Annotated in this window: 10 protein-coding genes; 3 read left to right on the top strand and 7 right to left on the bottom strand. The window is 69.5% G+C overall.

What is annotated here, in order from left to right; translation table 11 throughout:
• The first annotated feature begins 2 nt into the window (after positions 1–2).
• The gene (locus RWQ91_RS12425; protein ID WP_314506460.1) at positions 3–1,427 is read left to right on the top strand and encodes a bifunctional dTDP-4-dehydrorhamnose 3,5-epimerase family protein/NAD(P)-dependent oxidoreductase; all 1,425 of its coding nucleotides are present in this window, start codon (positions 3–5) and stop codon (positions 1,425–1,427) included.
• A 12-nt stretch (positions 1,428–1,439) separates the two neighbouring features.
• Here RWQ91_RS12425 and RWQ91_RS12420 read toward each other — a convergent pair whose 3' ends face one another.
• The 7 genes from RWQ91_RS12420 to RWQ91_RS12390 all read right to left on the bottom strand — a co-directional run bounded on the left by RWQ91_RS12420 (position 1,440) and on the right by RWQ91_RS12390 (position 9,968).
• Positions 1,440–4,091, bottom strand: coding sequence for a hypothetical protein (locus RWQ91_RS12420; RefSeq protein ID WP_314506458.1), 2,652 nt, complete (start codon positions 4,089–4,091; stop codon positions 1,440–1,442).
• Between the two features lie 101 nt (positions 4,092–4,192).
• Entirely contained in the window at positions 4,193–5,299 is a 1,107-nt protein-coding gene (locus tag RWQ91_RS12415; protein WP_314506457.1) for a glycosyltransferase, read from the bottom strand.
• Between the two features lie 4 nt (positions 5,300–5,303).
• A complete protein-coding gene (locus tag RWQ91_RS12410; RefSeq protein WP_314506455.1) occupies positions 5,304–6,749 on the bottom strand; it encodes an LCP family protein in 1,446 nt (481 codons plus the stop codon).
• Positions 6,746–7,213, bottom strand: coding sequence for a 5-(carboxyamino)imidazole ribonucleotide mutase (purE, locus tag RWQ91_RS12405; protein ID WP_314506612.1), 468 nt, complete (start codon positions 7,211–7,213; stop codon positions 6,746–6,748). Before purE ends, RWQ91_RS12410 begins: the two co-directional genes overlap by 4 nt.
• Before the next feature lie 128 nt (positions 7,214–7,341).
• Positions 7,342–8,478: a 5-(carboxyamino)imidazole ribonucleotide synthase gene (locus RWQ91_RS12400; protein ID WP_314506454.1), complete on the bottom strand. Its 1,137-nt coding sequence runs from the start codon at positions 8,476–8,478 to the stop codon at positions 7,342–7,344.
• Between the two features lie 81 nt (positions 8,479–8,559).
• Positions 8,560–9,123, bottom strand: coding sequence for a PH domain-containing protein (locus tag RWQ91_RS12395; protein WP_314506452.1), 564 nt, complete (start codon positions 9,121–9,123; stop codon positions 8,560–8,562).
• Between the two features lie 50 nt (positions 9,124–9,173).
• A complete protein-coding gene (locus RWQ91_RS12390) occupies positions 9,174–9,968 on the bottom strand; it encodes a biotin--[acetyl-CoA-carboxylase] ligase (RefSeq protein ID WP_314506450.1) in 795 nt (264 codons plus the stop codon).
• A 109-nt stretch (positions 9,969–10,077) separates the two neighbouring features.
• Here RWQ91_RS12390 and RWQ91_RS12385 point away from each other — a divergent pair, with 109 nt between their 5' ends.
• A complete protein-coding gene (locus RWQ91_RS12385) occupies positions 10,078–11,667 on the top strand; it encodes an acyl-CoA carboxylase subunit beta (RefSeq protein ID WP_314506448.1) in 1,590 nt (529 codons plus the stop codon).
• Positions 11,664–11,891: an acyl-CoA carboxylase subunit epsilon gene (locus RWQ91_RS12380; protein ID WP_314506447.1), complete on the top strand. Its 228-nt coding sequence runs from the start codon at positions 11,664–11,666 to the stop codon at positions 11,889–11,891. The genes RWQ91_RS12385 and RWQ91_RS12380 overlap by 4 nt, the downstream gene beginning before the upstream one ends.
• The last annotated feature ends 245 nt before the right edge of the window (positions 11,892–12,136 follow it).

The raw sequence follows: 12,136 nt of genomic DNA, 5'->3' as shown, positions 1-12,136 counted from the left end.
CGGTGACCGACTTCGGTAAGTCTTTGGCGCGCACCGGAACACCGATCCCGGGCCTGGTGGTGTTCGATCTGCCGGTGCACGGCGACAACCGCGGCTGGTTCAAAGAGAACTGGCAGCGGGAGAAGATGCTCGCGCTCGGGCTGGAGGATTTCGGCCCGGTGCAGAACAACATCTCCTTCAACGACGCCGCGGGCACGACCCGCGGTATCCACGCCGAACCCTGGGACAAGTGGGTTTCGGTCGCCACCGGCCGGATCTTCGGCGCCTGGGTGGACCTGCGCGAGGGCCCCACCTTCGGTGCGGTGTTCACCACCGAATTGGATCCGTCGCGGGCGATCTTCGTTCCGCGTGGCGTCGGCAACTCCTATCAGACCCTCGAGCCGGACACCGCGTACACCTACCTGGTTAACGATCACTGGTCCGCGGACGCGGAGTACTCGTTCCTGAACCTCGCCGACGAGACCGCCGCCATCCAATGGCCGATCCCCCTGGCCGAGGTGGAGATCTCGCCGAAAGACCTCGCTCACCCTCGCCTGGCCGAGGTCACCGCGATCCCCCCGCGAACGACTCTTATCCTCGGTGCGAACGGCCAGCTGGGCCTAGCGCTGCGCGCCGAGTACGGGGACACCGCCAACGTCGAATACGCGACCCGGGCCGACCTCGACATCACCGCCGGGAACCTGGACACCGCCCGCCATTGGCGCAATTTCGACACCATCATCAACGCGTCCGCATACACCTCCGTCGACGCCGCAGAAACCCCCGTCGGCCGCGGCGACGCGTGGGCCGCGAACGTCACCGGCGTCGCCGCCCTGGCCCGCGTCGCCACCGCCAACGGCATCACCCTCGTGCACGTCTCCAGCGACTACGTCTACGACGGATCACTCCAGCGTCCCTACCGCGAAGATGACCCGGTCTCCCCACTCGGCGTGTACGGGCAGACCAAAGCCGCCGGCGACGCCCTCGCCGCCACCGTGCCCCGCCACTACATCGTCCGCACCTCCTGGGTGATCGGCGAGGGGCACAACTTCGTCCGCACCATGGCCTCACTGGCCGAACGCGGCATCGATCCGAAAGTGGTCGACGATCAAGTCGGACGCCTCACCTTCACCAGCGACATTGCCGCCGGCATCCGCCACCTGCTCGATGCGCGACCTGCATACGGCACCTACAACCTCACCGGCGCAGGCGAACCCCTGTCCTGGGCGGACGCCGCGCGCGCCGTGTTCGCCCAGACCGGCCACGATCCGTCGCGCGTGAGCGGCGTCACCACCGACGAGTACTTCGCATCGGCGAAGGGCCCGGTCGCACCGCGGCCACGCAACAGTGCCCTCGACCTCACCAAGCTCGAGGCGGCCGGGTTCGCCCCCGCCGACCAGCGCGCCTCACTGGCTGCGTACCTCGACCGACCCCTGCCGACGGCGTGACTCGGTAGTGAGTCACCCCGCCGCGGAGATCGGACCGCCTTCGAACTGCTGGGTGCACACCCCCGCCGCACACGACTCATCCGACGTCGGCCAGCCGAACGTGCCGGCCGCCCCGCCCGCGCCGAAGTAGACATCGCGGACGGCGCCGAGCACCGCATGGGCGCCCGCCGCCGGCTTGTAGAAGATCGGACCGTTGGCGAACACCTCGGCGAAACCGCCCCCGTTGAACGAGTAGTAGACCAACCCGCCGGCCCGCGCGCCGAGAGCGCCGCCCGGCCCGCCCAGCGCCGCATATGTGGCATCGATCGCCGGAGCGCCCACCCGGGCACCATCCGCGCTCGTCCACAGAATCCAGCCGAACTGGAACTCCTGCTGACATGCGGTCGCACTCGCGCACTGCTGCGCTCCCACCGGAAAGCCCAGCTCCCCGGCCGCGCCCCCGAGCGCGAAGTAGTGGGCGCGGATCGCACCGGACACGAACCACGCCGAACCGCCCGCACGATAGTAGGCCGACCCGTTCGCGAACGCCTGCCCGAACCCGCCGCCGTGATACGACAGCGACATCAGCGCCGACACCGGCACCCCCCACGCCCCAGACACGCCACCCGCAGCATCGAACCCCGCACGCACCGGATCAAACAACGCGAACGCACCACTGGCCGACGACACCACACGCCCGCCTTCGAACTGCTGGGTGCACACCCCCGCCGCACACGACTCATCCGACGTCGGCCAGCCGAACGTGCCGGCCGCCCCGCCCGCGCCGAAGTAGACATCGCGGACGGCGCCGAGCACCGCATGGGCGCCCGCCGCCGGCTTGTAGAAGATCGGACCGTTGGCGAACACCTCGGCGAAACCGCCCCCGTTGAACGAGTAGTAGACCAACCCGCCGGCCCGCGCGCCGAGAGCGCCGCCCGGCCCGCCCAGCGCCGCATATGTGGCATCGATCGCCGGAGCGCCCACCCGGGCACCATCCGCGCTCGTCCACAGAATCCAGCCGAACTGGAACTCCTGCTGACATGCGGTCGCACTCGCGCACTGCTGCGCTCCCACCGGAAAGCCCAGCTCCCCGGCCGCGCCCCCGAGCGCGAAGTAGTGGGCGCGGATCGCACCGGACACGAACCACGCCGAACCGCCCGCACGATAGTAGGCCGACCCGTTCGCGAACGCCTGCCCGAACCCGCCGCCGTGATACGACAGCGACATCAGCGCCGACACCGGCACCCCCCACGCCCCAGACACGCCACCCGCAGCATCGAACCCCGCACGCACCGGATCAAACAACGCGAACGCACCACTGGCCGACGACACCACACGCCCGCCTTCGAACTGCTGGGTGCACACCCCCGCCGCACACGACTCATCCGACATCGGCCAGCCGAGTTGTCCCAGCGCGCCGTTGTGAGCGAAATACCCGGCGCGCAGCGGCTCCCGGACGATGAATGTCCCCGGCGGGCCCGCGTAGAGGGATCCACCCGTGAACAGCTGCGCGGCACCGGCACCCGTCGGTGCGCTCACCACCTGCTGATTCAGAGCCGGCCACCCCATGTCGCCCGCCGCACCATTGCGGCTGAAGTAGTAGTCGCGAAGCGGTCCGACCCGTACGGTCTTGGCCCCCGTCGCTGCCGACCAGTAGATCGACCCTCCCTCAAAGGCACGCGCGAAACCGCCCGCGTTCTGGGCGATACTCAGCACGCCGGACTGAGGCACTCCCAGCCCCGCCACGCCACCTTGAGCCTGGTACTCCCACTCGATGTCCGCGGCGGGATCCCGCTGGGTCGTGAGCCCGAACCAGTCCGTGAAGTACTGGTAGAAGTTGCGATTGCCGTAGGCGGAGCATCCGTCGCCCTCGCCATAGCCGGCGCGGATTGCCGCCGCGTTCGGCTGATAGGGCGTGTAGTAGTACAGGTTCGCGGTCGCCTGGTTCTGAATGTAGACAGGCGCGCTTCCGCACCCCTCGTTGGGGTGCCAGCGCACGTTCCAGGTCTTGCCCGGCGCAAACCAGGTGAAATAGGCGCTTGTTCCCGCGGGATTCGCGTACCGCTTCAACTGCCAGGCAGCGCCGTACATCTGGTTGAAGAAGCCGTAATATCGGCTGTCGCAGGCGGCGGTGTCGGGGCAGCCTTGACCCATCGCGGCCCGGTAGCGGAAGTCGCTGGGCCACGTGTGCGTCACCAGGCCCTGCTCCTTCTGCAGCATCACGATCAAGACCTGAGGATTGATCCCGCAAGCCTGGGCGACCTTGTAGATGATCGCCGATGCCCGCTCGCGTACGCCACCGGAGTATGCACCGCACATGGCGTCAGCGGAGGTCGTGCGCGAGGTGTCGTACCAGTCCTTCAAACAGGTGTATCCCGACTGGCAGGTCGGCACTTTTGACTGGAGAAACGACTGGATCTGCGCCTCGCTCATGGTGCCCGCGTTGAAGAACGCAGCGTCACTGATGATGTTGCCGGCCTGGAACCTGGACAGATCTGCGCTCTTCACGGCGGAACGCTCCACCGCCTGCGATGCCACCGGCTGACCGGCCGCCGCGACCGTCGTGCCTGCTGCGCTGGCCGCCGGGGCCGTTGCCGCCATCCCGCCGATGAGGATCGCCGCGCTCATCGTCCATGCAACGAAGCGCCGCAGCGCGCGAGCGCGAGGCGGACCAAGCTCAATCATGTGAACAGTGTGGCGGAAGTTACTGGTTAATACCAACGTATTCTCGGGGACGCCGATTCGACACGCGGATCGGCGCAGAATCTCGGATTGCGAACGGGGAGCTACAGCTCGGCGTGCAGCTGCCACACCCGGTCGGCCGACTCGCGCCACGAGAAGGCGCGACCTCGGTCGGCGGCCAGTACTGCCAGGCGCTGCGCCGCAGTGGTCGAGCCCAACGCCTCAGCCAGCCCGGCCGCAAGGCCCTCCGCCGACCCATCGACCAGCATCCCGCCGTCCACGATCACCTCATCGTGCACCGGTGAGGATGCAGCGACCACCGGCACCCCCAGCGCCAAGGCCTCGAGAACCCGCCACGGGAGCGCGGAACGCTCAGACGCCGCCAGGAACGCCACTGCCCCGCCGAACACCGCCGCGCGGTCCTCGGGCGCCAGGGAGCCGCGCACGTGCAGGCTGCGCTCCGGGATGCCGGCAGCGGCGGCGACATCCGCGATCGCGGGCTCCTCGCCCTCCCCGGCACCGATGACGACCACCGGAACATCGATGCCCGACGCACCGATCGCGGCGAAACCGCGGGACAGCGCGTCGGCGGAGGCCGCGCGCCCCGCGAGCAGGATGAAGCCCTCGGGCAGATCCATCGCGCGACGGCGGCCGATCTCGTCACGCGGCACCGAGAAGCCGGACGGCGCCGCACCCGCGATGACCCTGATCCGCTCGCCGAGCCTGGCGTGCTCCGCGAGCCGCTCTGCCACCGAGTGAGTGGGCACCACCACCGCGTCGGCGTACTTGACCGCGCGCTTGAGCATGGCCCGGTGCCAGCCGAGCGCCGACTTCGGCAGCTCGCCCGGCGACTCCCACGGACCGAGGTCCCACACGGTGACGACGGTCTGCTCGTGGGCGTGGACGCGATCGTGCTTGACCAGCGGCGCGAACAGAGTGGGCGAATGGATCATGCCGCCGCCGATGCCCGTGGACAGGCCCAGCTGCACCGCCGCCGCGAGTTCGCGGCGGGCGAGGGGGGCACGTCGGACACCGGCGAGACCCGGGATGTCGACGGTTCTGCCGGCAGGACCCGGCGCGACACCTTCGACCTCGCAGCCCTCGGGGGTCCCGGCGATGAGCCCGCGCGTGAGTTCCGACGACGCCATCTGCAGGTCCGGGTCGGTGGGCGCAATGAGCTGATCGAGCATCACACGCAGTGTGGCCGTCATCGACTCAGCCCTCGGGAGTAGGCGTCGGCGTCGGCGGGTGCAGGGTCTGCTGGACGAGCTGCTGAATGTACGCGAAGTCGGGGTCGTACTCGTCGATGCCGCCCTCAGGAGTGAGCTCGATCGTCGCCACGGGCAGTTCTTTCGCCTTCAGCGCGAGCTCGGCGAGGAAGGGGAGCAGCGACTGCGGTAGGTCGGTCTGGATCAGGTCCTGTCCTGCGGCAGCGACGTCCTGGAAGCGCGTCAGGACGACCTGAGGTGTGAACTGGGCGAGGATCGCCGCCTGCAGCTGACGCTGTCGCTTCATCCGATCGAAATCCGAGGTGGTGTATCGCGAGCGGGCGTACCACTGCGCCGTGTCGCCGTCCATGTGCTGGGGTCCGACCTCGATCCAGCCGGTCGCCCATTCTTCGGCGGACTGACCTTCGTAGGCCGGGCCACCGCCTTCCGGGATGCGCTCCGCGACCGTGATGTCGACGCCCCCGAGTGCGTCCACCAGCGACGCGAACCCGTGCATGTCCACGAAGACGTAGTACGGGATCTCGATCCCGAGCACGCCCTCGGCGGCATCCTTCGTCGCCTCGATGCCCGGCTCCGATCCGTTCGCGAGCGCGTCCGGGTACAGCGCGTTGCCGTCCTGGCAGACCTCGACCTCGGTGCGCAGCTGGTTGATGCCGCTCCCCCAGCCGCAGCTGGCGTTCGCGTACCCCTCGTGCCCATCCGGGTATTCGTCCTGCATCGGTCCCGCCGAGAACGGCACCTTGGGCATGTCGCGCGGGATGCCGGTGATCGTGGTCGCGCCGGTGGTGGCGTTGACCGAGACGACCGAGATGCTGTCGAAGCGCATGGAGTCGCGCCCCTCGCCGCTGTCGGCTCCCAGCAGCAGGATGTTGTAGTACCCGTCGCTCGGAGGCACCGACGGTCCGCTGGCGCCGAAGATCGCGCCCAGCGCGTCCCGTGCCGCGCCGACGGACTGCGCGGCGTACGCCGCTCCGCCGGTGGAGGCGATCAGCAGCGCGATGGCCACACCCAGGATGCCGAACCGAGCGGCCGTCCCCGTCTTCACGAGCCGCACGAGGCGCAGCGTGTCGATCGTGAGCACGAGCCACAGCACGGCATAGGCGATGAGCAGCCCTTGGATCAGCAGCAGGGCGAACCAGTTGGTGACGATCGTGAGGAACACCTGCTGCCACAGCAGCGCGCTGAGCGCGCCGAGGATCAGCAGCACCCACATGGCCAGCGTCGAGGCGAGGCCGATCTTGGCGAGCCGGCGATTGCCGGCTGCCGCCTGGGCGGAGCCGGGAAGCAGGAAGTTCAGCAGCACCAGCCACCAGCCGCGTCGGGTCATGACCTCGCGAGAGGATGCGTCGGGGTAGCGCAGCGGACGATCCTGCACGACCTTCGCCGACGGGAGGCGCGCCTGGGTCGGTCGCGGCGGACTGGCGACGCTCACAGGGACTCCTTGAGCCGCCGGTTCTTGTCCTGCACCTGAGCCTCCAGCTCACGGGCGTAGGCCTCGACCCTGTCGCCCAGACCCGCATCGGTCGCGCCGAGGATGCGGATGGCGAGAAGGCCGGCGTTCTTCGCTCCGCCGATCGACACGGCCGCGACCGGAATCCCCGCGGGCATCTGGACGATGCTCAGCAGCGAATCCATGCCGTCGAGGGTTGCGAGCGGGACGGGCACGCCGATCACGGGCAGAGAGGTGACGGAGGCGAGCATGCCGGGCAGATGGGCGGCGCCGCCGGCCCCCGCGATGATGGCACGAAGGCCGCGACGGCGGGCGTCTCTCCCATAGCTCATCAGCTTGTCGGGCGTCCGGTGCGCCGAGACGACCTCGACTTCGTGCGCAATGCCGAAGTCGGTCAGGATCTGCGACGCGTCGCTCATGACGCGCCAATCGGAGTCCGAACCCATCACGACGCCGACCAGCGGGGCGGCGGAGGAATGCAACCGCAGGCTGTCCACGGGCTCGGCGGGCGCGTTGGACTCAGTCACCCGACCAGGCTAGGGGGCATGCCTGGAAGAACCCCGCAACGGCGCGGTCAGTCCAGGAAGACGGCCGCGGCGGCCCGGGCCTCGTAGACGACGTCATCGAGGTCCGCCCCGACGACGTTGACGTGCCCGACCTTGCGACCCGGCCGCGGGCTCTTGCCGTACGTGTGGACCTTGGCCGCGGGATGAGCGTCCATCGCGGCGGCGAAGCGTTCGTCGAGCGAACCCTGCGCCGGGCCGCCGAGGATGTTGATCATGACGGACCACGCAGCGAGCGGCTCGGCCACGCCGAGCGGCAGATCCAGCACGGCGCGCAGGTGCTGCTCGAATTGGCTCGTGACGGCCCCGTCCTGGGTCCAGTGGCCGCTGTTGTGGGGTCGCATCGCCAATTCGTTGACGAGGAGCCGCTGGTCTCTGGTCTCGAACAGCTCCACGGCGAGCATCCCCGTCACCTCGAGGCCTTCGGCGATCGCGACGCCGATCTGCGCGGCGACCTCGGTCAGCCGGGCGACGGTGTGCGGGGCCGGAGCGATCACCTCGGCGCAGACGCCGCCTCGCTGCACCGTCTCCACGACCGGGTACGCACGCATCTGCCCCGACGGGCGGCGGGCGACCTGCTGCGCCAGTTCCCGCGTGAAGTCGACGAGCTCCTCCGCGAGGAGCTCTCCCCCGCGTCCGTCTTCGGCCAGGGCGGCGAACCAGTCATCCGCCTCGGTGGCGGCGGAGACGACGCGAACACCCTTGCCGTCGTAACCGCCTCGCGGGGTCTTGACGACGGCACGGCCGCCGTGAGCGTCGAGGAAGTGCTGCAGGTCGTCTCGTCCGGCCACGGCGGCCCAGTCGGGCTGCGGCATCCCCAGTTCCTGCAGCCGCGCGCGCATGACCAGCTTGTCCTGCGCGATTCCCAGTGCGCGCGGTCCCGGGTGCACCGCGACGCCGGCCTCGACGAGCGCCGCGAGCACATCCTGCGGCACATGCTCGTGGTCGAACGTGATCACGTCGACGTCGCGGGCGAAATCGAGCACGGTCGCCGCGTCTCGGTAGTCGCCCACCGCCGTGGCGGCGAGGGATGCCGACATGCCGGGATCTTCGGCGAGGACCCGCAGCTCGACACCGAGCTCGACCGCCGGGGCGATCATCATCCGCGCCAGCTGCCCTCCACCGATCACTCCGACCCGCATCGCCATGAGCATCCTCCCCGTCCGTCCTGCGCCTCCATCATCGCGCAGACGGGCGACCCGATCACGCCGCGCAGCGGCGGGCCACCGTCAGCCGGCGGAAGGGGCCGGCGGCATCGGAGGGAACGACTGCGCATCGCGGTGGGCGAGGATCTGGTTGACCTCGACCTGATCGACGAGGGCCTCGTGCACGAGGGCGATGCTCGGAACGTTCGAGAGGCGCATCGGCTCGTCGACGCCGTTGGAGAGGACGAGTGTGCCGACGCCCCACATGCGCTGCAGCAGGCCGCGGCGCTCCTGCACGGAGTAGCCGCGCACGTGACTCAACTCGCGCCGGTGCACGCCGAAGATGCCCCACCGCTCCATCACACGCCGGGTGGTGATCGTATAGACGTGCGACCACCAGGCGAGGAAGGGCAGCAGCGCGAGGAACAGCACCACGACGGCCGCTGCGGTCAGCAGCATCCAGTTCTCGAAAGGCGCCGGAAGATTGCCGTAGAAGTAGCCGGTGGCTGCGGCGACCGCGATGAGCACGAGCGCCGACCACGTCAGCCTGCGCGCGTGCCCCCGGAACCGGGCCACGCGCAGCTCGGGCGTCGGAGCGCCGGGGACCACCATCGGCGGTCGACCGCCGTACGTGGTCGGCTGGGTCATGCTCCCATTGTGACCCTCGGCGAGGACACCGCGGGCTGCCACGCCCACGCTCAGCGCACGTGCACCACGTCTCCGGCCGAGACGGCCGTCTCGACATCGCCGTCGGCCACGACGAGCCGGCCCTCGGAGTCGATGCGCTGGGCGCGTCCGCTGAGCTTGGTGCCATCCGGCAGCGACACGACCACTTCCGAGCCGATCGTCGTGCAGAGCGCCTCGAGCTCACCCAGGATGCCGGCGGCCGCGGCATCCCCGTGAGCGAAGGCGAGCGCGCCCAGCTGCTCGTCCAGCGCCCGCAGGTACTCCGCGAGCAGCCGGTCGTCGTCGACCTCGAGACCGGCGGCGGCGAAGGAGGTCGCCGTCTCGATCGGCAGATCGGCGCGCGACATGCGGGTGTTCACTCCGGCGCCGATCACGACCGCCGTCGGATCGCCGGGGACGACCTCGGCCAGGATGCCGCTCACCTTGCCGCCGTCCAGCAGCACGTCGTTGGGCCACTTGAGTCCGGCCGTGTGTCCCGTGCCGCGCAGCTGGTCCATGACGGCACGTGTCATGGCCGCCCCCGCCACGAGCGGAATCCAGCCGCGAGCGGGAGCCGGCACGTCGGGCACGCGCACGAGCACCGAGACGGCGAGCGCCGTTCCCGGCGGAGTCGTCCAGGTGCGGTCCAGGCGTCCGCGGCCGGCGCGCTGGTCCGTGGTCAGCAGCACCGACAGGTGCGGCCACTCCTCGCCGTCGGCTGCGGCCGCCGCGACCAGATCGGCGTTGGTCGAACCGGTCGTCTCGACGACCTGCAGGCGGGGCGAGACGGCGGCGGCGAGAGGGTAGCCCTCGAGCGGAAACGGCATGATCATCACCCTACGCGCGGGCGGCATGGCCGGGACGGACAGCGGATGCGGCACGCCCTTGTGGGCACTCTCCAACCGGCGGGAGGACCCCGCCGATAGTCTGGAACGCGTGACCGAACCCAGCGACCTCTCGACCACCGCCGGCAAGATCGCCGACCTCCGCTCCCGCTTCCAGGAGGCCGTGGTGGACGCGGAGAAGACCGCTCAGGCGAAGCAGCATGCCAAAGGCAAGCTCACCGCCCGGCAGCGGATCGAGATGCTCGTCGATGTCGGCAGCTTCGTGGAGTTCGACGAGTACGTGCGCCACCGCACGACGGCGTTCGGAATGGACAAGTCCCGCCCGTACGGCGATTCCGTGGTCACCGGCGTCGGCACGATCCACGGCCGCACCGTGGCGGTGTACGCCCAGGACTTCTCGACCTTCGGAGGATCGCTCGGCGAGGTCGCCGGCGAGAAGATCATCAAGATCATGGAGTTCGCCCTGCGTGGCGGGATGCCGATCATCGGCATCCTGGACTCGGGAGGCGCCCGCATCCAGGAGGGCGTCGTGGCACTCGGGAAGTACGGCGAGATCTTCCGCCTCAACACCCGCGCCTCGGGAGTGATCCCGCAGATCTCGCTCATCATGGGTCCGGCCGCCGGTGGCGCCGTGTACTCCCCGGCCCTCACGGACTTCGTGATCATGGTCGACAAGACCAGTCAGATGTTCGTGACCGGTCCCGATGTCATCAAGACCGTGACCGGCGAGGACGTCGGCATGGAGGAACTCGGCGGCGCCTACACGCACAACACCCGCTCGGGTGTCGCGCATTACCTCGCCGAAGACGAGGAGGATGCGATCGACTACGCGCGCACGCTTCTCGGCTTCCTGCCCGACAACAACATGTCGGAGCTGCCTGTGTACGAGAGCGCGTTCGAGTTCGAGACGACGGATGCCGACCGCTCGCTGAACACGATCGTTCCGGATTCCGCGAATCAGCCGTACGACATCCATCAGGTCATCGCGCACATCGTCGATGCGGGCGACTTCCTCGAGGTGCAGCCGCTCTTCGCGCCGAACATCGTGATCGGCTTCGGACGGGTCGAGGGTCGCACCGTCGGGATCATCGCGAATCAGCCGTCGCAGATGGCGGGAACCTTGAACATCCAGGCGGGCGAGAAGGCCAGCCGCTTCGTCAGATTCTGCGACGCGTTCTCGGTGCCGATCCTCACGCTGGTCGACGTGCCGGGCTACCTTCCGGGCACCGACCAGGAGTGGGAGGGCGTCATCCGCCGCGGGGCGAAGCTCCTCTACGCCTACGCCGAGGCCACCGTGCCGCTCGTGACCGTCATCCTTCGCAAGGCCTACGGCGGCGCGTACATCGTCATGGGGTCCAAGCAGCTCGGCGCCGACATCAATCTCGCCTGGCCGACGGCCGAGATCGCGGTGATGGGCGGCCAGGGCGCCGTGAACATCCTCTACCGCCCCGAGATCAAGCGGGCGGAGGAGGCCGGCGAGGACGTCGCCGCTGTGCGGACGCGGCTGGCGAACGAGTACACGTACGATGTGGCCTCCCCGTTCCTGGCCGCCGAGCGCGGTGAGCTGGACGGCATCATCGAACCGGCGCAGACCCGGGTCGCGGTCGCGAAGGCATTGCGCTCGCTTCGCGGCAAGCGCGCGAGCCTGCCGCCCAAGAAGCACGGGAACATCCCGCTGTGACCACTCCCGCGGAAGTCCCGGACTCCATGCGCGTGGACCTCCTGCGTGGCGAGGCGGACGCCGACGAGCTCGCGGCTCTGATGGCCGTCGTCACGGAGGCCTACGCGGAGGAGTCCGCCGCCGCGACCGTGGACGACGAAACCGTTCCTTCCGCGTGGTCGCTGTCGCAGCGCTCGCTGCGCGCGCCGCTGCGGCGGGACCTCGGCTGGGCCCGATCCGGCTGAGTCCGGCATCCGCATTCCGTTGCATGCGTGTCCCCCGAAATACCTACAGACGGCGGGGTTGACCCCGACCCATACTTGAGGAGCTGGAACGCATTTTGCGTTCGGCCGACCTGCTTTCCTCTGGGAAGCTCAGGTTCGGCCACGCGGACGGTTTTCGGGTAACTGTCCGCCAGGTGAGGGGCGGGCGGCTTCGCCGCCCCTCACCTCCTTCTCCTTCGCTCCCCGCCCCGGCTCCCCTCCCCCGC

It is taken from the genome of uncultured Microbacterium sp. (genome assembly GCF_963524805.1).
In the GTDB taxonomy this organism is placed as follows: domain Bacteria; phylum Actinomycetota; class Actinomycetes; order Actinomycetales; family Microbacteriaceae; genus Microbacterium.
Note: the sequence above shows the minus strand (reverse complement) of the source record. Positions and strands in the feature narration are given on the sequence as shown.

What these genes read in the sequence shown, in the direction of transcription:
- RWQ91_RS12400 (WP_314506454.1), bottom strand. Translation starts at nt 8,478, where the DNA reads ATGGCGATGCGGGTCGGAGTGATCGGTGGAGGGCAGCTGGCGCGGATG.
- RWQ91_RS12395 (WP_314506452.1), bottom strand. Translation starts at nt 9,123, where the DNA reads ATGACCCAGCCGACCACGTACGGCGGTCGACCGCCGATGGTGGTCCCC.
- purE (WP_314506612.1), bottom strand. Translation starts at nt 7,213, where the DNA reads ATGGGTTCGGACTCCGATTGGCGCGTCATGAGCGACGCGTCGCAGATC.
- RWQ91_RS12390 (WP_314506450.1), bottom strand. Translation starts at nt 9,968, where the DNA reads ATGCCGTTTCCGCTCGAGGGCTACCCTCTCGCCGCCGCCGTCTCGCCC.
- RWQ91_RS12420 (WP_314506458.1), bottom strand. Translation starts at nt 4,091, where the DNA reads ATGATTGAGCTTGGTCCGCCTCGCGCTCGCGCGCTGCGGCGCTTCGTT.
- RWQ91_RS12415 (WP_314506457.1), bottom strand. Translation starts at nt 5,299, where the DNA reads ATGACGGCCACACTGCGTGTGATGCTCGATCAGCTCATTGCGCCCACC.